The organism is Streptomyces sp. NPDC012825 (assembly GCF_042900925.1).
GTDB lineage: Bacteria > Actinomycetota > Actinomycetes > Streptomycetales > Streptomycetaceae > Streptomyces.
In genome coordinates this window covers 138,608-156,007 of the sequence record NZ_JBIBBZ010000012.1, presented here as the reverse complement: position 1 = coordinate 156,007, position 17,400 = coordinate 138,608, and the positions used below count along the sequence as shown (strand labels likewise).

Below are 17,400 nucleotides of genomic sequence, written 5' to 3'. Positions count from 1 at the left end.
TGTCGGAGCAGCGAGTGAGAGACGCCTCCCCGCCTTCCGGGGGCCTGCCGCGCGCGGTCCTGCGCTCCGAGACGCTCATCGTGCTCGCCCTCTCGCTCGGGGCGAGCGGGGTGTCGGCCCTCATCAGCTTCGTCGGCTCGCTGACCCGGTCCGGGGCGCTGAAGGAGCAGGCGGCGACGCTCAACGGCTCGTACGCCCCCGGGCGGCCCTGGCTCGACCTGACCTGGCAGCTCTTCGGCATCGCCACGGCGCTCGTGCCGGTCGTCCTCGTCGCCCACCTCCTGCTGCGCGAGGGCTCCGGACTGCGCGCCCTCGGCTTCGACCGCACCCGCCCGTGGCCCGACCTCGGGCGCGGGGCGCTGGTCGCGGCGGGCATCGGGAGCACCGGGCTCGCCTTCTACCTGGCGGCGCGGGCGTCCGGGTTCAACCTGACGGTGGTGCCCGAGTCGCTGCCGGACGTGTGGTGGAAGTACCCGGTCCTCATCCTGTCGGCGATCCAGAACTCCGTCCTGGAGGAGGTGATCGTCGTCGGCTACCTGCTGCGCAGACTGGGGCAGCTGGGGTGGTCGCCGACGGCCGCCCTGGTGGCGAGCTCGGTGCTGCGCGGCTCGTACCACCTCTACCAGGGCATCGGCGGCTTCATCGGCAACGTGGTCATGGGCGTGGTCTTCGTCCTGCTGTACCGCCGCTGGGGCCGGGTCGGGCCGCTGGTCGTGGCGCACGCGCTGCTCGACATCGTGGCCTTCGTCGGGTACGGGCTGCTCGCGGGGAAGGTGGGGTGGCTGCCGACCGCGTGACGGCCGGTCGCGGTGAGGGGGGCGGGTCGCGGTGAGAGGGGCGTACGGGATCCTTCGTACGCCCCTTCTCGCCGTCCTTCCGGCCGGTCCTTCGCCGTCTTTCCGACCGGTCAGGCGTGCAGGTCGCCCTCGATGACCGTGACCGCACGGCCGCCGAGGAGGGTCCGGTCGCCGCGCAGGCGGGTGCGGACGAGGCCGGTGCGGGCGCCGCCCTGGAGGCCGGTGAGGTCGTCGCGGCCGAACCGGGCCGACCAGTGGGGGGCGAGCGCGGTGTGGGCGCTGCCGGTCACCGGGTCCTCGTCGATGCCGACCGCCGGGAAGAAGCCGCGCGAGACGAAGTCGTAGCCCCTGTCCGGGTGTTCGGCGGCGGCGGTCACGATGGTCCCGCGCGAGGACATGGTCCTCAGGGTGGCGAGGTCGGGCGTGAGGGAGCGGACGGCGGCCTCGTCGCGCAGCTCGACGACGAGGTCTCCGATGTGGACCCCGGTGTCGTGGACGGCGACGATCTCGGCGCCGAGCGCCTTCTCCAGGCCGTCCGGGGCGGGGACGGGGGTGAGGGGGGAGGTCGGGAAGTCCATGGTGATCGTGCCGTCGGCCTCGGCGGTGGCGCCGAGGACGCCGCAGCGGGCCGCGAAGCGCACGGTGCCGGTCGCGGCGCCGGTGGTGTGCAGTACGTGGGCGGTGGCCAGGGTGGCGTGGCCGCACATGTCGACCTCGGTGGTCGGCGTGAACCAGCGCAGGGCCCAGTCCGCCTCGCCGCCGGCGGGCAGCGGGTGGGCGAAGGCCGTCTCGGAGAGGTTGACCTCCGCGGCGACCTTCCGGAGCCAGTCGTCCTCGGGGAAGGAGTCGAGGAGGAGGACCCCCGCCGGGTTGCCGGAGAAGGGCCGGTCGGTGAAGGCGTCGACGATTCGGATGCGCATGGCGCCGACGGTACCGGGGGCGGATTTCCGGCGGCCAAGGCCAATCGCGGAGAACTGGACCGGTCGTCCCGCGCGCCGTCGGAGACGGATGCGGCGGCGTCACGGTGCTGCCCCGGCTCCTCGGGTACGGAGTCACCCGCCCGGTCCGGGCCGTGCGGGCACGCCGGGGCGGGGGTGCTTCGGCGGGGTGGGCGCGGAACGGCGCTCCGGGCTCGGCGGCAGAGCTTCGCGACGATGTCGTCGAAGTCGGGGAACTCCCGGGCGGCCTGCTCGATCACGGTGGCCGCCGGGGCCCGGAGGCCGGGTGCGTACCGTTCCGCGACGGCGGTCGGTTCGGGGCGGGGACGCGGGGGCGGGACGGGGCCGTAGGGGTCGGTCGCCTCCCGGGGGCCGATGCCGTCGGCCGGGAGCCCACAGGAAGGAGCCCCGGTCGCGGGCGACGACGCCGGTCCCGCCCTCGGAGCCGAGGAAGACGACGGGCCGGCCTTCCAGTGCCGGGTCCGGGCGGACCCGCCGGAACGCGGCGTGTCCGCCGGTGCCGTCCTGCCGACCACGCGGAAGTCCTCTCGGGACTCCAGGACCGCGTGGGTCCAGTCCTCCGCCGCGGTCGGGCGGGACGCGAAGTCCGCCGGGTCGTTGAGCGGTGCGTACGGGTATTCGGCGATCACGGCCCCGGTGTCCGGGGCCGGCGCGCGTCAACGCCCGTCGCGCAGCCCGAGGACGTACGCCGCGGTGAGGGCGACGGCACGGTCCTCGTCGTGGGAGAGGCACGTGAGGGCGCGTGCGGCCGTGGGGCCCGGGACGTCCGCGAGGGCCTGGGTCAGCCGGCGGCGTGCGGGCGGGCCGGTGGCGGCGCGGGCGAGGCGGTCGGCGAGGCCGGTGGCGATCCGGTCCGCCAGGGCGGGGTCGTCCGCCAGGGCGCTCAGCGCGTCGGCCGCGTCGACGTCGTTCGTCCCCTTCATGTCCTTCCTCCCCCTGGTCTCCTTCGTCTCCTCTGATCTTCCCGTTCCCTCCGTCTCCCCGGCGACCATGTCGACGAGTACCGGGATCGCGTCGGCCACGCCCCGTGCCCCGAGCGCCACGGCCGCGTGTCCGCGGACCCCGGTGTCGGGGTGGGCGAGGGCGTCCCGCAGGAGCGCGGTCGCCTCCTGGCCCGGGAGCTCGGCGAGGGACCGGACGGCGCGTTCCCGTACCTCGGCGGCCGGGGAGCCGAGGCCCTCCGCCAGGAGCGCCGGACCGTTCCCGCCCGCTCGCGCCAGGGCCCAGCGCAGGGCTCCGGCGACGTTCGGGTCCGGCTCGTTCAGTACGGCCTCGACCAGGGCCTCCACCGGCAGGGGGGCCTCCTCGGACGCGGACAGGGCCGCGCGCTGGCGCGTGTCCGCGCTCTTCGCCCCCAGTGCCTGGAGGAGCGCGACGGTCCGGAGGACGTCCTCCCAGCCGGCGGGCTCCGCCGCGCCGATCCGGCGGAGCCGCGTGAGCAGCTCCGTCTCCGCCGCGATGCGTTCCCGCGTCCGGCGTACGAGGTCGTCGACGAGCTCCGCGGGCGCGAAACCGGGATCGCCGAGGGCGCGCCCGACCTCGCGCAGCGAGAGTCCCAGCGACCGCAGGCTCTCGATGTGGAGGATCCGCCGGACGTCCTCGTCGGAGTACTCCCGGTAGCCGGAGCCGGTGCGGCCCGTCGGGCGCACCAGGCCGAGCGTCTCGTAGTGCCTGAACATGCGGGCGCTGACCCCGGACCGCCGGGCCACGTCACCGATCAACACGCCCGTCACCCCTCCCGACCCGCCCCGCCGAGGGCCACGACGCGCTTCGCCTCCTCGACCGCGGACTCGAAACCGGCCTCCGGGTCGAGCCACAGCCGCTCCGTGGCGATGGCGTGCGCGCGCACCTCGGGGTCGGGGTCCGCCGCAGCGGCGGCGAGCACCGGCGGCGTCGCCTCCCCGAGCGCGATCAGCGCCCGGCTGAGGCTCAGCCGCGTCTCGCGGCCGCCGCGCCCGAGCTGCGTCGCCAACCCTACGGCCAGCCCGCGCTCCTCACCCCCGGGCACCAGGACGACCGCCGCCCGCCAGGCGCTCCGGGCCACCTCGTCGTCGGCGTCCGCCAGCAGCGCCGGGGTGATCACCGGCCACGCCCGCCGGTCCCCGATCTTCGACAGGGTGTGCAGCGCCTGGCTCCGGGCCCGCGCGCGCCCCGAGCGGACCTCGCGCAGGAGCTTCGGGACAGTCGCCGACGGCGGATGACGAGTGAGTGCCCAGGTGAGCATCTCGCGTACGGAGAAGTCGGGTTCGACCGCGCACCGTTCGACGAGCGCGTCCACGGACTCCCGGTCCGGGGCCGTGCCGACCGCCAGCGCCGCCCGCAGCCGTACCGACGGGTCGTCGCTCCCCAGCGCGCGGAGAGCCCGTACCGCCCCGTCCTCTTCCTTCGGCATGGTCATCGGGACCACCTCCTCGGCGCCAGTGAAGGCCTTGTCACGGTGTCAAGGTCAAATATGGGTTTCTCGTCGGTGGTGCGCGCCCCTAGGGTGTGCCGATGTCAAAGATCAGGAAGCTCCAGCTCACCTTCGACTGCGCGGATCCCGAGCGCCTCGCCCGGTTCTGGTGCGAGGTGCTGGGTTACGTCGTGCCGCCGGTGCCCGAGGGGTTCGACACCTGGGACGACTACCACCGCTCGCTGCCGCCCGGGCACGAAGTGGACTGGTTCGCCTGCGTGGATCCCTCGGGCGAGGGCCCGCGGCTGTTCTTCCAGCGCGTTCCGGAGGGCAAGGTCGCCAAGAACCGGGTGCACCTCGACGTACGGGCCGGCACCGGGCTCGTGGGCGAGGAGCGTCTGACCACGCTCCAGGCGGAGTGCGCACGGCTGGTCGAACTCGGCGCGGTGCACCTGTACACGCTGTTCGCCGACGAGGAGAACGAGTCCTGCATCACGATGCAGGACATCGAGGGCAACGAGTTCTGTCTGGACTGAGGTCCACGAGGCGCCCTCCCCGGCCGGGGAGGGCGCCTTTTTGTCTCCTCCTCACTTCGAACTGGCGTTCGCTCTCGGTGGGGCGCCTCTCGGGGCTGTTGCTTGTCGAACGCTTCCGATATATCGTTGAAGCATCGCGATGGTTCGTAGAAGAAATCCCGATGGAAGGAGCGTTGCGATGCGTTCACATGGACACGAGTACGGAAACGGACACGGAGCCGGGCGTGGAGGCCGTGGCCCCGGAGGCCGGGGAGACTTCGAGGAGCGGCGTGCCGCCTTCGGTCCCTTCGGGCCCGGGTTCGGCGGCGGACCGTTCGGCGGAGGCCCCTTCGGGGGGCGGGGCCGCGGCGGCGGCCGGGGACGGGCGCGGCGCGGTGACGTGCGGGCCTCGATACTGGCGCTCCTGAAGGACCGCCCGATGCACGGCTACGAGATGATCCGCGAGATCGGCGAGCGCAGCGACGGGGCCTGGAAGCCCAGTCCCGGCTCCGTCTACCCCACCCTCCAGCTCCTGGAGGACGAGGGGCTGATCATCAGCGCGAGCGAGGGCGGCAAGAAGCTGTTCACGCTCACCGACTCCGGGCGCGCCGAGGCCGAGAACGGGCCCGAGGCTCCCTGGGAGGAGGCCGGGCGCGGGGTCGACTGGGACGCCGTGAACGAGATCCGGCAGGCCGGCTTCGGTCTGATGGAGGCGTTCGGGCAGGTCTGGAAGACCGGCAGCCCCGAGCAGCGGGAGAAGGCGGTCGCCGTGATCAACGAGGCGCGCAAGAAGCTGTACCTGATCCTGGCCGATGAGCACTGAGGCGGGAGGGAAGGGGCCCGCGGCGATCGCCGCGGGCCCCTTCCCCTGTTTTCCCGTTTCCCCGGCCCTCAGGACCGGTGGACCGTCAGCTCCGCCGTGGCCGGGCCCGTCCCGTCGCCGATCCACCGGATCTCCGCCGCGTCGAAGCTGTCGGAGGCGCGCGGCGCCCCGTCCTCCTCGTGGCAGTGGAACGCGGCCCAGAACAGATCGGCCGGCAGCGCCTCCCGGGGCGCGTACACCCGGTACACGTACTGCCGCCCGTCGAGCGCGAGCAGACCCACCGTCCAGAACACGTCCGGAAGGACGAGCGGAGGAGGTCCGTGGTTGCAGAAGGGGCGCGAGGCAAGGCGGCGCGCGCCTTTTCGGGAGTGTCGTCCCCGATCTCCTCCGCAAGGAGGAGGAGCCGCGCACCCGTACCCGTCTCCGGTGGGACGCGGACATGCTTCTCCCCGGTGATGTTCCGGCCACCTCGGCCTGATGAGGTGGGAGCGTGCACAGTCCCGTCCCGCGTTCCCCGTCGTTCCGGCAGCCCGCCGCCGCCCCGCGCGCGGAACTCCTGCCCTTCCTGACACCGTCGCTCGCGGCGGCCGTCTCGGGCGCGCGCCGCAGGGCCCTGCGGGACGGGGACCGCCAGATCGACACCGCGCACCTGCTGCACTCCCTCGTCGAGTCCGACCCCGAGGCCGCCGCCGTGTTCGAGGGCCGCGAGCGGCTCGCCCGCGTCCTCGGCTACCTCGTCCAGCGGTCCATCGGCTACGGCCTGCGCTGGCAGCGCTCCGTCGAGGACGCGGGGGCCCGGCGCCTGCTGCCCGCGACGCGCGGGACCGAGCCCCGGGACGTCCGGGCCTCCGGCTGGTCGCCGGCCGCGGCCGGCGCCCTGGAGGGCGCCCTGCGGCGGGCCGCCGAGCGCGGCGAGCCGCAGGCCCGGGGCGTCGACCTGCTCGCCGCCCTCGCCGCCGACCCCGAGAGCCGGGCCGTCGAGGTGCTGCGCCGCGCCGGGGTCGACCCGGTCGCCCTGGCCGCCCGCGCCGACCTCGCCGGCGCCCCCTGCGAAGCCCTCGACCGCGCCGCTGATCCCGCCTGCGACAGCGCCTCCGGCGGCACCCGCCACGGCGGGCCGTCTCAACAGGTGTAACGGGGGTTACACCCCTGACGGCGTCCTGTCATGATGACCCCATGCACGCGTCTCAGGGGAGAAGCGCCGGCCTGGGACTCGCCCTGGCCTCGGCCTTCGCATTCGGTGGTTCGGGAGTGGCGGCCAAGCCGCTCATCGAGGCGGGGCTCGACCCGCTCCACGTCGTCTGGCTCCGGGTCGCCGGCGCCGCGCTCGTCATGCTCCCGGTGGCCTGGCGCCACCGGGACCTCCTGCGCCGCAAGCCCGCCCTCCTCCTGGGTTTCGGACTGCTCGCCGTCGCCGGCGTCCAGGCCTTCTACTTCGCCTCGATCTCCCGCATCCCCGTCGGCGTCGCCCTCCTCGTCGAGTACCTCGCCCCGGCCCTCGTCCTCGGCTGGGTCCGCTTCGTCCAGCGGCGGCCCGTCACCCGCGCCGCCGCCTTCGGCGTCGTCCTCGCCGTCGGCGGCCTCGCGTGCGTCGTCCAGATCTGGTCCGGACTGAGCTTCGACCTCCTCGGCCTCCTCCTCGCGCTCGCCGCCGCCTGCTGCCAGGTCGGCTACTTCGTCCTCTCCGGACAGGGCGCCGACGAGACCGAGCCGGCCGACCCGGTCGGTGTCATCGCGTACGGACTGCTCGTCGGCGCGCTCGTCCTCACCGTCGTGGCCCGGCCCTGGGGCATGGACTGGGCGGTCCTCGGCGGCCGCGCCACCATGGACGGGACCATCGTGCCCGCCTGGCTGCTGCTCGGCTGGATCGTGCTGATCGCCACCGTCCTCGCCTACGTCACCGGCGTCGTCTCGGTGCGCCGGCTCTCCCCGCAGGTGGCGGGCGTCGTGGCCTGCCTGGAGGCGGTCGTCGCGACCGTCCTGGCCTGGGTCCTGCTCGGCGAGCACCTGGGGGCGCCGCAGATCATCGGCGGCGCGGTGGTCCTCGTCGGCGCCTTCATCGCCCAGTCCTCGACGCCGAAGGCGCCGCCGTCCGGGCCCGTGGCCGGCGGGGCGGGCGACGTGAACGCGGCCGGAGCCGTCGCCGACGGCGGGACCGGTCCCGAGGCGGCCGACCGGGACGCCCGGGACGCCGGGTTGTCCGCCGGACGGACCGCCCCGTAGGGTGCCGATCATGCATGCGACCGTGCTTCCGCCTCCCGCCGCCTGACGCGCGCGGAGGACTCTCCCGACGAAGACCGGGCCCGGGTGGCGACTCCTCGCCGCCGGGTGGTTCGTCGCCGCCCGCGCGCGGAGCCGAGCGACCACCTTTCCCTCTTGTCCTCCACGGAGAAGTCACGTGTCGAACTCCTCGGGATCCGCCCTGTCCGTCGGGCGGAGCCTCTTCTATCTGATCGTCGCCGGGATCGCCTGGGGCACGGCCGGTGCCGCCGCCTCGCTGATCTTCCGCGTCAGCGACATGGGCCCCCTCGCCCTCTCCTTCTGGCGCTGCGCCGGCGGCCTGGCCCTGCTGCTCGGCGCCCTCGCCCTGCGGTCCCGCCGGGCGGTCGTCCCCGCCGCGAAGGAACCGCGCCGCCGGAAGGCGGTCCGCGTCCTCGGCACGGGCGTCGGCCTCACGGTCTTCCAGAGCGCGTACTTCGCCGCCGTCGAGGCCACCGGCCTGGCCGTCGGCACCGTCGTCACCCTGGGCGCCGGCCCCGTCCTCATCGCGCTCGGCGCCCGCCTCACCATGGGCGAGCGCCTGGGCCGCGGCGGGACCGCCGCCGTGATCGGCGCGCTCGCCGGGCTCGCCGTCCTCGTCCTGGGCGGTGGCGACGCCGAGGTGCGGCCCCTCGGTGTCGCCCTCGCGGTCGTCTCGGCGGCCGGGTACGCGGCGATCACCCTGCTCACGCGCCGGCTCGGCCGCGACGGCGGCGGCGCGGACGCCCTGGCGACGACCGCCTGGGCCTTCGCGATCGGGGCGGTCGGACTGCTGCCCGTGGCGCTCGCGGAGGGACTCGTCCCGCACACCGGCGCTCCGCTGGGCGTGTTGCTCCTCCTCGTGTACGTGGCGGCGGTGCCGACCGCGCTCGCCTACGCGCTGTACTTCGCCGGAGCGGCGGTCGTCCGGGCCGCCACCGTCTCCGTGATCATGCTCCTGGAGCCGGTGAGCGCCGCCCTGATCGCGGTCTCGCTCCTCGGCGAGCGGCTCACCGCCGCGATCGTGCTCGGCACGCTGCTGCTCCTCGCCGCCGTCACGGGCTTCGCCCTCGCGGAGAGGCGGACGGCGGTGGAGGGCGGGCGCGAGGCCGCGGTGGTGTAGGGCCGGCCGCCTCCCGGGGCGCGCGTCAGCCGGTCGCGAGGCGGCGCAGCCGGTGGGTCCGGGCCGCCCGGTCGCCGGGGCCGTCCCGTTCGGAGAGGTGGCGGGCGACGCGCTCGCGGACCTCTCGCGGCTTGTTGCCGGCGTACTTGAACTCGGCCCGTGCGCCGGTCACTTCCAGGTCGGGGACGCGGATGCCCGACAGGAGGCGGCCGAACGGGACCTCACCGGGGGCGACGGGCACGGTGCCGCCCTCCGGCTGGAAGTGGGCGACCTGGCGGTCGAGGAGTTCGGCCTTCTCCGCCGGGTCGTCCACCACGCGCGCGGTGCAGCGCAGCTGGACGGCGGCGTGGTACGAGGTCGGCGTGCCGTGCTCGGACGGCGCGCCCTCGGGGGCCGTCCAGTGGCCCGGTACGAGGACGTGGTCGTCCACGACGCTCAGGAGCACCGCCGGGCTCGCCTCCAGGGCCCGCCAGAGCGGGTTGGGCCGGGTCAGGTGGAGCAGGACGCGGCCGTGGGGGCCGGGCTCCGGTTCGTACAGGAAGTGCGTCGGCTGCACCCACGGCGGTCCGCCCGGGGGCCGTTGACGGCGAGCCGGCCGAAGTCGTGCCGGGAGAGCCACGTCCGCCACTCGTCCTCGTCGTGGGCCGCGTCCCAGGGGTGGATCAGCATGGTCCGTGCGTCCCTTCGCCCGCCGTCAGAGCGCGGCGAGGTAGCCGGGCAGGGCGACGGACGGGTCGAGGTCGTCCGCCGGGACCGGGACGCCGTAGCCGCCGCGCACGGGGACCACGCCGGTCCAGTGGGGGAGGGCCAGGTCCTCGGGGTCGTCGTTGGGACCACCGGTGCGGACCTTCGCGGACACCTCGTCGAGGTCGAGGCGGATCACGGCGGTGGCGGCGAGTTCCCTGGCGTTCGCGGGGCGCGAGTCGGCGGAGCGGCCGGGGACGACGTGGTCCACGAGGGCGTCGAGGGCGATCCGCAGCTCCTCGGGGTCGGTGACCCGGTGGGCGGTGCCGTGGACGACGACCGAGCGGTAGTTGAGGGAGTGGTGGAAGGCGGAGCGGGCGAGCACCAGGCCGTCGACGTGGGTCACGGTCAGACAGACCGGAAACCCGGGGTCCTTCGCGCCGTCGCCGGTCGCGCGCAGCGGCCGCGAGCCGGTGGAGCCGTGGACGTAGAGGCGCTCGCCGACCCGGCCGAAGAGGGTGGGGAGCACGACGGGCGCGCCGTCGCGGACGAAGCCGAGGTGGCAGACGTAGGCCTCGTCGAGGATCGAGTGGACCAGTTCCATGTCGTACGAGGCGCGGTTCCGGGAGCGGGTGGGCACGGTTCGTGCGGTCGGGGTGTAGGCGGGGTTCGGTATCGGGGTGGGGGTGTGCGCCCGCGCCGGTTCCGGGACGGGGGCGTCGGTCGGTTCCGGAGTGGCGGGCGGGAGGTCTTCGGCGGTGGCGCTCATTGCGTACTCCATTGCACTAGTGCATACTCTGGTTTGTGCTAGGAGAGTATCGGATCGAAGGCCGTCGCGCATCGGACATCGCCGCCAGCGTCGAGCGGGGGGTCGGCACCGGCGCGCTGGTGCCCGGCCGGCTCCTTCCGCCCATGCGGGAGCTGGCGGCCGCCCTGGGCGTGAACCCCAACACCGTCGCCGCCGCCTACCGCACCCTGCGCGAGCGCGGGGTCATCGAGACGGACGGGCGGCGCGGCAGCCGGGTGCGGCCCCGGCCCGCCACGACCGCGCGCGGCTCGATCCGGGTCGAGGCGCCCGCCGGGGTGCGGGACGTCGGTGAGGGCAGCCCCGACCCCGCCCTCCTCCCGCCCCTCGGCGACGCCTTCGCGGAGGTCGCGCGCCGGTACGCCGAGCAGCCCGGCATGTACGGGGAGGCCCCGGTCGACGAGGAGTTCGGGCGGCTCGCCCGCGCCGCCCTCGACGCGGACGGCGTGCCGGCCGGTCCCGTCGGCGTGGCCTCGGGCTCCCTCGACGCCGTCGAGCGGGTCCTCGCGGTCCACCTCAGGCCGGGCGACGCCGTCGCCGTCGAGGACCCGGGCTGGGGCAGCCTCCTCGACCTGGTGCCCGCGCTCGGACTGCGGCCGGTGCCGGTCGCCGTCGACGACGAGGGGCCGCTCCCGGGAGAGGTCGAGCGCGCGATCCTGCGGGACGGGGCGCGGGCGGTGATCGTCACCGACCGGGCGCAGAACCCGACCGGCGCCTGCGTCACCGGCGACCGGGCCCGGGAGCTGCGGCGGGTCCTCGCCGCGCACCCCGGCGTCCTGCTGGTCGAGGACGACCACGGGCACGGCATCGTCGCACAGCCGCTCCACCCCCTGGCCGGGGTCACCGACCGCTGGGTCTTCGTCCGCTCGGTCGCCAAGGCGTACGGCCCCGACCTGCGGATCGCCGCCTTCACCGGGGACGCCGAGACCGTCGACCGGGTCCTCGGAAGGCAGCGGCTCGGCCCCGGCTGGGTCAGCCGGCTGCTCCAGCGGACCGTCGCGCACCTCTGGACCTCGGAGGCGGTGGACCCGGCCGTCGTCGCGCGCTCGTACGGCGAGCGGCGCGACGGGCTCGTCCGCGCCCTCGCCCGGCGGGGCGTCGAGGCGCACGGGTGCTCGGGCATGAACGTGTGGGTGCCGGTCGCCGACGAGACGGGCGCGGTCGCGCGGCTCCTCGCGGCGGGCTGGGCGGTGGCCCCGGGCGCGCGGTTCCGGATGGAGACCGGTCCCGCCGTCCGGCTCACCGTCTCCGGCCTGACCGTCGCGGACGTCGAGTCCCTGGCCGACGCCGTCGCGGGGGCGGCGGGGCCCGCGCCGGCGCGGAGTTACGGATAGGGGTCCTCCGGAAGCGCCGCCCGGCCCGTACCCCCGGGTCGTCACCCCGGGGGTACGGGAACTCAGGCGCGGGCGGCGGGCTTCGGGACGACGGGCTTCGGGGCGGCGTGCGGCGTGTCGGCGGACCGCGTGTCGGTGCGCTCCTGGGGGGCGAGGCCCGGCTCCGGCGCTCCGGCAGGGGGAGTCGCCCGGCGCCGGGAGGCGCGGGTCTGGGTGAGGGCCGCGCCCGCCAGGACCACGACGGCGCCGACCGGGGTGTTCCAGGCGAGTTGCTCGCCCAGGAGCGTGACGCCCGCCGCCGTGGCGACGACCGGGATGAAGTACGTGACCATGGAGGCCGTCGTCGGGCCGACCTCCGCGACGATGCCGTACTGGAGCAGCATCGCGTACCCCGTGCCGAGCGCGCCGAGCGCGACCACGGCCAGCAGCGGCAGGAGTTCCACCGACTCCAGGACCGTGGTGAACAGCGGGGTTACCACGGCCAGTTGCAGCGTCGCCAGGCCCACCTGGGAACCGGCGAGCGAGAGGTTCGAGGCGCCGGTGCCGGCCAGCGTCCGGCGGACGTAGATCCAGCCCACCGCGTAGCTGAAGGAGGCGAGGAGGGCGAGCGCGGTGCCGGTCACGTCGAGGCCCGAGAAGCCCTGCCAGGCGCCGAGCACGGTGAGCACGCCGACGAAGCCGACGCCCAGGCCGGCCGCGCGGACCCGGGTCGGGCGGTCCTCGGAGAGCGCGACGAGGGAGAGCAGCATGCCCCACAGCGGGGTCGTCGCGTTGCAGATGCCGGCCAGGGTCGACGGGATCGTCAGCTCCGCGTACGCGAAGAGGGAGAACGGCAGCGCGTTGAGCAGGAAGGCCGCCACCGTCAGGTGGCCCCAGACGCGGGCGCCGCGCGGCAGCCGGTCCCGCTTCACGACCAGGGCGACGGCGAGTACCGCCGTACCGAACAGGAGCCGCCCGAAGGTGACCTGGAAGGGGGCGAAGCCCTCCGTGCCGACCTTAATGAAGAGGAAGCTGCAGCCCCAGACGAGGGCCAGCGCGCCCAACCGGACGCGCCAGTCCGACAGCGGACGGGAGCCGGGACGGGACGGTCCGGCGGCGGGGGCGGAGAAAGGGCCGGTAGAGGCGGAGGAAGGGCCGGCGGGGACGGAGGGAGGGGCTGCGGGGCTCATGACACTCAGGGTGAGGGGAGGCGAACGCTTAGGACAAGTGAGACTTCCTCAACCCCTTCCCTTAGCATCACTTACATGTTGAACCTGGAGCGCCTCCGCACCCTCGACGCCGTCGCCCGGCACGGCTCCGTCAGCGGCGCGGCCGACGGGCTGCACGTCACGACCTCTGCCGTCTCCCAGCAGTTGTCCAAGCTGGAGCGCGAGGTCGGGCAGCGGCTGCTCGCGAAGAACGGACGGGGCGTGCGCCTCACCGACGCCGGGATGCTGCTCGCCGAGCACGCCGCCCGGATCCTCTCCCAGGTCCAGATGGCCCAGGCCGACATCGAGGCCCAGCGGGGCCGGGTCGTGGGCGAGGTGCGGCTCGCCGGCTTCCCCACGGCGGCCCGGGGCCTCTTCCCGGGCGCGCTCGCCGCCCTGCGCGCCGGCCATCCCGAACTCCGGGTCCGTACGACGGAGCTGGAGCCGGAGCCGGGGGTGCGCGCGGTGCTGCGCGGCGACGCCGACCTCGCGATCGTCCTGGACTGGAGCAACAAGCGGGCGCCCGTGCCCGGTGGTCTGGAGCGCGCCCACCTCTTCGACGACACCGCCGACGTGGCCCTGCCCGCCGGGCATCCGCTGGCCGGACGCGAGGCGGTGGACCTGGTCGACTTCGCCGACGAGGAGTGGGTGTCCTGGCCGGAGGGCGAGTTCTGCCACGACTGGCTGATGTTCACCCTGCGGTCCCAGGGCATCGAGCCGCGCATCGGCCACTTCGCGGGCGAGCACCACACCCAGCTCGCGCTGGTCGCGGCCGGACTCGGCGTCTGCGTGACCCCCCGCCTCGGCCGTCCGGTGCCGGAGGGCGTCGCCTTCGTGCCCGTACGCCAGAAGATGCGGCGGCACATCTACGCCACCTGGCGCGCCGACGCGGGCCGCCGCCCCTCCGTGCGGGCGGTCGTCGGGGCGCTGCGGGCGGTGGCCGAACCGCTGGGGTGCTGAGGCGCGGCCCTTCCCGCGGGCGGAGCGTGTCCCGTTCCGTCGTTCCCCCATGTTCGGGGAGAACCCCAAGAGCCTTACAGTTCTCAGTAGAATGTCCAAGCCTGGACATCTCGCGGGGAAAGTGTCCAGCTCCGGGGAGTCCGGGGCCGGCGCGGCCGGAACGGAGGCGACGCACATGCCGACACGGTCGGTCAGCTCCCACCACGTGCGGGCCGCGCTGCTCGGCGCCGAGCGGCGCGGGGTGGCCGCCGGGCCGCTCCTCGCCAGGGCCGGACTGCCCCCGGCGGTCCTGGAGGAGCCCCAGGTCCGGGTCCCCGCCGAGCAGTTCGGCCGGCTCGTCAGGACGCTGTGGGACACCCTGGACGACGAGCTGATCGGCTTCGGCGGCGCGCCCAGCAAGGTCGGCACCTTCGGGATGATGGCCCATGTGGTGGTCCACGGCAGCCGGGACCTGCGCGAGGCCCTCCGGCGTGCCCAGACCTTCTACTCCCTCTTCCCGGCCGGGCCGCGCTTCCGCCTCGTGGAACCCGGGCCGGGCCGGGAGGCCTCCGGCGGGGAGGGGATCTCCGGCGGAGTCTCCGGCGGTGAGGAGGTCTCCGGAGGCGAGGAGGCCGACGAGGCCCGGATGGAGTTCGACGTCTCCGGGTACGACGACCCCCTCCACTTCGGCGCCGAGTCCACCGTCCTGGTCGCCCACCGCTTCGCCGGCTGGCTGATCCGGCGCAGGATCGGCCTGCGCCGGGTCGAGTTCGTCCACCCCGAGCCCCCGCACGCCCGGGAGTACGGCCTCCTGTTCGGCGCGCCCTGCGTCTTCGGCGCCGGACGGACCGCCGTCGTCTTCGACCGGGCGGACCTGGACGAACCCGTCCTCCGCGACGGCGCCGCGCTCAAGGTCTTCCTGCGCCGCGCCCCCGTCGACGTGCTCGTCTCCGCCGACTACGGCAGTACGGTCACCGGCCGGGTGCGGCACCTGATCGGGCGCGCCCTGCCCGCCGGGCCGGTGCCGACGCCCGAGGAGCTCGCCGTCCGCCTCTCCGTCAGTCCGCAGACTCTGCGCCGCCGGCTGGCCGCCGAGGGGACGACGTACCAGCGCCTGCGCGACCAGGTGCGGCGCGACCACGCCATCGCCGAACTGGCCGGCGGCCGCGTCTCCATCGAGCGGCTCTCCCGGCAGCTCGGGTTCTCCGAACCCAGCGCGTTCCACCGGGCGTTCCGGCGCTGGACGGGCGAGACGCCCCGCGCGTACCAGGGGAGGGGGCGGGCATGACCCCCGCGTGGGGTCCGCGCGGTCCGTGCGGTCCACGCGGTCAACAACCCTGAGCGGTACGGTCACGGCCCTCGTCCGCCGTCCGGCCTACCGTCCCGCCATGACCGAAATCGACCGGTCCGGTGGCGTACGGCTCCCGGACCCCACCCGGCGCCGGTGAACGCGCGCCGGGCGGCCGGCGCCGTCCTCGGGACCGGAGTCCTGCTCTGCCTCCTCGCCTGGGTGGCCGTCACCGCCCTCGGCATCCGGATCGACGGCACCAGTATGGCCCCCACCCTCCACCAGGGCGACCGCGTCCTCGCCGCCCCGGGCTCCGCCGGGGAGGCGCGCCGGTTCGACGTGGTGCTGCTGCGGGCCACGAACAAGGACACCCTCCTGGTCAAGCGGGTGATCGGACTCCCCGGCGACCGGGTCGCGATCGTCTCCACGCCGGACGAGCCCTTCCGCGTACTGCTCCAGAAGGGCGGCGAGGGGCCCCTCTACCGGGTGGCGGCGCCCCAGTGGGCCGCGCAGGCCCACCGTACGGGCGCCTGCTGCACCCCGGAGGGCAGCCGCTCGGCGCGGGCGGCGCTGCGGACCGTGCCCGAGGGCGCGTTCTTCTACCTGGGCGACAACCCCGACCTGTCGGACGACTCGCGGGTGTACGGCTGGGGCGAGATCGACCGGATCGAGGGGAGGGTCGGCGTGCGCGCCTTCCCCGTCTCCTCGTCCCCGGACCTCGGCAACCGGCCCGTCCTGGAGGAGTACCGGGGGACGGGCCCCTGAGACGGCTACTCCACCGGGCCCGGCGGGAGCCTCTCGCGGCCCGTGCTCAGGGCGACCCTGGCCACCGTGTCCGCGACGCGGCGGGCCGACTCCTCGGGGGAGGCGGTGGCCTGCACGATGTGACTCGCGGTCAGCCGCACCGCCGCGTCCACGGCCAGCTCGCGCGCCACCGGGTCCACGGTGGGCCAGGCCTCCGCGACGTACGCGTCGGCCATCGCGGTGGCCGTGGCGAACGCCGCCGCGGACCGGGTCGTCAGATAGGGGAGCAGCCCGTCCTCGCCGGTGCTCGTCAGCATGGCCCTGATCAGCGGGTTCCGGCCGGCCAGCGTGAGCGTGAAGCCGACGGCGGCCTCGACGGCCGCGCTCAGGTCGTCCCGGTGCGCGTCCAGACCCGCCTGGATGCCGACGAGGCAGCGCTCCAGCTCGCGCTGGAAGAGGGCCTCGCCGACCGCCTCCTTGGAGGGGAACTCCGAGTACAGCGTCTGCCGGCTGACGCCCACCGCGCCGGCCAGGTGCGCCATGCGCAGCTTGTCGAAGCCGCGGTCCGCGACCGCCTCGTACGCCGCGTCGAGCAGACGCTCGCGCAGCAGTGTCCGGACCGTCTCCCTGAACCGTGGCATCGGCCAAGCCTAGTCCAGAGGAATTCTTCCCAGGATTGTCCGAAGTGTTGACACTCCATAAGAGAGTGTCCAATTCTCGAACATGCAGCCGCAAAGTGTCATCCGTCTCCGACCATCCGGCCGAGGACGCACGGCTGTGTTCACATCCCACCCGCGCGGCACGCGCGGGACGACGGTTGGAGAGCACATGCAGGAAGAGACCCGAGGGGTCACCCGCTGGCGCAGATCGGTGTTCCTGGCCCTGCCGGCCACCGTGGCGGTCGGCGCCATGGCCACGGCGATGGTGCAGGGCGCCCTCGCCGCGAACCTCTCGCTGACGAGCGTCCCCTTCACCCTCAGCTCCAAGACGGTGGCCGCGCCGCAGGGCATCGGTGCGGTCATGCACACCGTCGACGCGGGCGGGCCGAAGGGCTCCGCCGAGGTCGGCCTCGCCAAGGCGGGCCTCGACGGCATCTGCGTCCACGCCGTCCAGTCCGTGAACCTCCCGGTGATCGGCAGCCTCGGCACCTGGTCGCTCAACATCTCCTCACCGGCCGCCGCGACCCCGCTCACCAGCGAGCAGCTCGTCGCCGGCGCCGGGCTCCAGGCGAACAAGCTGGTCCTCGACGCCCAGGCGCTCAAGGCGTCGACGGCCACCCTGCACGCCGCCGACGGCAGCCCGAACGTCATCGGCGCGGCCGCCGACAGCGCCGGGATCAAGAGCACCGGCATCACCGACGGCACCGCTGGCCAGTTCGGTCTGGACGCCACCGGCGGCCGGACGGACATCAAGAACCTCGACGCCGACGCCAACGCCGCCACGATCTCCGGCGCGATCACCCTGCCCGACCTGGCGATCGGCATCGCCCACGGCGACAAGGGCTGCTGAGCCGCACGGCCCCGGCACACCGCCGCCCCACCGGCGGGGCCCCGCGCCTTCCGGGCCTCCGGG

The 17,400-nt window shown here is 74.9% G+C and carries 18 protein-coding genes and 1 pseudogene; 11 read left to right on the top strand and 8 right to left on the bottom strand.

The window, feature by feature from the left end; genetic code table 11:
• Positions 1-14 precede the first annotated feature (14 nt).
• Positions 15-797: a CPBP family intramembrane glutamic endopeptidase gene (locus ACFY7E_RS23720; RefSeq protein WP_389487885.1), complete on the top strand. Its 783-nt coding sequence runs from the start codon at positions 15-17 to the stop codon at positions 795-797.
• A 110-nt stretch (positions 798-907) separates the two neighbouring features.
• On the opposite strand, the gene ACFY7E_RS23715 is transcribed toward ACFY7E_RS23720, so the two are convergent.
• The 3 genes from ACFY7E_RS23715 to ACFY7E_RS23705 all read right to left on the bottom strand — a co-directional run bounded on the left by ACFY7E_RS23715 (position 908) and on the right by ACFY7E_RS23705 (position 4,154).
• Complete coding sequence (locus tag ACFY7E_RS23715; protein WP_389487883.1) at positions 908-1,717, bottom strand: PhzF family phenazine biosynthesis protein; 810 nt, start codon at positions 1,715-1,717, stop codon at positions 908-910.
• 695 nt (positions 1,718-2,412) lie between these two features.
• On the bottom strand, positions 2,413-3,480 hold the full coding sequence (locus tag ACFY7E_RS23710; protein WP_389487881.1) for a HEAT repeat domain-containing protein: 1,068 nt from the start codon (positions 3,478-3,480) through the stop codon (positions 2,413-2,415).
• 5 nt (positions 3,481-3,485) lie between these two features.
• Positions 3,486-4,154, bottom strand: coding sequence for a HEAT repeat domain-containing protein (locus ACFY7E_RS23705; protein ID WP_389487879.1), 669 nt, complete (start codon positions 4,152-4,154; stop codon positions 3,486-3,488).
• A 95-nt stretch (positions 4,155-4,249) separates the two neighbouring features.
• On the opposite strand from ACFY7E_RS23705, the gene ACFY7E_RS23700 reads away from it, so the two are divergent.
• Together ACFY7E_RS23700 and ACFY7E_RS23695 are read left to right on the top strand one after the other, a co-directional pair.
• Positions 4,250-4,684, top strand: a complete 435-nt coding sequence (locus tag ACFY7E_RS23700) for a VOC family protein (protein ID WP_383444375.1) — start codon at positions 4,250-4,252, stop codon at positions 4,682-4,684.
• A 178-nt stretch (positions 4,685-4,862) separates the two neighbouring features.
• Complete coding sequence (locus ACFY7E_RS23695) at positions 4,863-5,486, top strand: PadR family transcriptional regulator (RefSeq protein WP_389487876.1); 624 nt, start codon at positions 4,863-4,865, stop codon at positions 5,484-5,486.
• 68 nt (positions 5,487-5,554) lie between these two features.
• Here ACFY7E_RS23695 and ACFY7E_RS23690 read toward each other — a convergent pair whose 3' ends face one another.
• Positions 5,555-5,779: a hypothetical protein gene (locus ACFY7E_RS23690; RefSeq protein WP_383439611.1), complete on the bottom strand. Its 225-nt coding sequence runs from the start codon at positions 5,777-5,779 to the stop codon at positions 5,555-5,557.
• Between the two features lie 197 nt (positions 5,780-5,976).
• On the opposite strand from ACFY7E_RS23690, the gene ACFY7E_RS23685 reads away from it, so the two are divergent.
• The 3 genes from ACFY7E_RS23685 (at position 5,977) to ACFY7E_RS23675 (ending at position 8,847) form a co-directional block, all read left to right on the top strand.
• Positions 5,977-6,621 carry a Clp protease N-terminal domain-containing protein gene (locus ACFY7E_RS23685; RefSeq protein ID WP_389487874.1) on the top strand — a complete coding sequence of 215 codons (645 nt, stop codon included), beginning with the start codon at positions 5,977-5,979 and terminating at the stop codon, positions 6,619-6,621.
• Positions 6,622-6,662: 41 nt separating this feature from the next.
• Entirely contained in the window at positions 6,663-7,709 is a 1,047-nt protein-coding gene (locus tag ACFY7E_RS23680) for a DMT family transporter (protein ID WP_389487872.1), read from the top strand.
• Positions 7,710-7,884: 175 nt separating this feature from the next.
• Positions 7,885-8,847, top strand: coding sequence for a DMT family transporter (locus tag ACFY7E_RS23675; RefSeq protein WP_389487870.1), 963 nt, complete (start codon positions 7,885-7,887; stop codon positions 8,845-8,847).
• A gap of 25 nt (positions 8,848-8,872) precedes the next feature.
• Here ACFY7E_RS23675 and ACFY7E_RS23670 read toward each other — a convergent pair.
• Together ACFY7E_RS23670 and ACFY7E_RS23665 are read right to left on the bottom strand one after the other, a co-directional pair.
• A pseudogene (locus ACFY7E_RS23670) lies at positions 8,873-9,516 on the bottom strand (FMN-binding negative transcriptional regulator).
• A 25-nt stretch (positions 9,517-9,541) separates the two neighbouring features.
• Positions 9,542-10,300 carry a pyridoxamine 5'-phosphate oxidase family protein gene (locus ACFY7E_RS23665; RefSeq protein WP_389487868.1) on the bottom strand — a complete coding sequence of 253 codons (759 nt, stop codon included), beginning with the start codon at positions 10,298-10,300 and terminating at the stop codon, positions 9,542-9,544.
• Between the two features lie 35 nt (positions 10,301-10,335).
• Here ACFY7E_RS23665 and ACFY7E_RS23660 point away from each other — a divergent pair, with 35 nt between their 5' ends.
• Positions 10,336-11,670 carry an aminotransferase class I/II-fold pyridoxal phosphate-dependent enzyme gene (locus ACFY7E_RS23660; RefSeq protein WP_389487866.1) on the top strand — a complete coding sequence of 445 codons (1,335 nt, stop codon included), beginning with the start codon at positions 10,336-10,338 and terminating at the stop codon, positions 11,668-11,670.
• A gap of 62 nt (positions 11,671-11,732) precedes the next feature.
• Here ACFY7E_RS23660 and ACFY7E_RS23655 read toward each other — a convergent pair whose 3' ends face one another.
• Positions 11,733-12,839: a DMT family transporter gene (locus ACFY7E_RS23655; protein WP_389487864.1), complete on the bottom strand. Its 1,107-nt coding sequence runs from the start codon at positions 12,837-12,839 to the stop codon at positions 11,733-11,735.
• Positions 12,840-12,914: 75 nt separating this feature from the next.
• Between ACFY7E_RS23655 and ACFY7E_RS23650 the strand changes: the two genes are divergently transcribed.
• The 3 genes from ACFY7E_RS23650 to lepB all read left to right on the top strand — a co-directional run bounded on the left by ACFY7E_RS23650 (position 12,915) and on the right by lepB (position 15,849).
• Positions 12,915-13,817 carry a LysR family transcriptional regulator gene (locus ACFY7E_RS23650; RefSeq protein WP_356544896.1) on the top strand — a complete coding sequence of 301 codons (903 nt, stop codon included), beginning with the start codon at positions 12,915-12,917 and terminating at the stop codon, positions 13,815-13,817.
• A 175-nt stretch (positions 13,818-13,992) separates the two neighbouring features.
• Positions 13,993-15,084, top strand: coding sequence for an AraC family transcriptional regulator (locus ACFY7E_RS23645; RefSeq protein ID WP_389487861.1), 1,092 nt, complete (start codon positions 13,993-13,995; stop codon positions 15,082-15,084).
• Positions 15,085-15,240: 156 nt separating this feature from the next.
• A complete protein-coding gene (gene lepB, locus ACFY7E_RS23640) occupies positions 15,241-15,849 on the top strand; it encodes a signal peptidase I (protein ID WP_389487859.1) in 609 nt (202 codons plus the stop codon).
• Positions 15,850-15,854: 5 nt separating this feature from the next.
• Here lepB and ACFY7E_RS23635 read toward each other — a convergent pair whose 3' ends face one another.
• Positions 15,855-16,469, bottom strand: a complete 615-nt coding sequence (locus ACFY7E_RS23635) for a TetR family transcriptional regulator (RefSeq protein WP_389487857.1) — start codon at positions 16,467-16,469, stop codon at positions 15,855-15,857.
• 187 nt (positions 16,470-16,656) lie between these two features.
• Here ACFY7E_RS23635 and ACFY7E_RS23630 point away from each other — a divergent pair, with 187 nt between their 5' ends.
• Positions 16,657-17,337: a cholesterol esterase gene (locus ACFY7E_RS23630; protein ID WP_389487855.1), complete on the top strand. Its 681-nt coding sequence runs from the start codon at positions 16,657-16,659 to the stop codon at positions 17,335-17,337.
• The last annotated feature ends 63 nt before the right edge of the window (positions 17,338-17,400 follow it).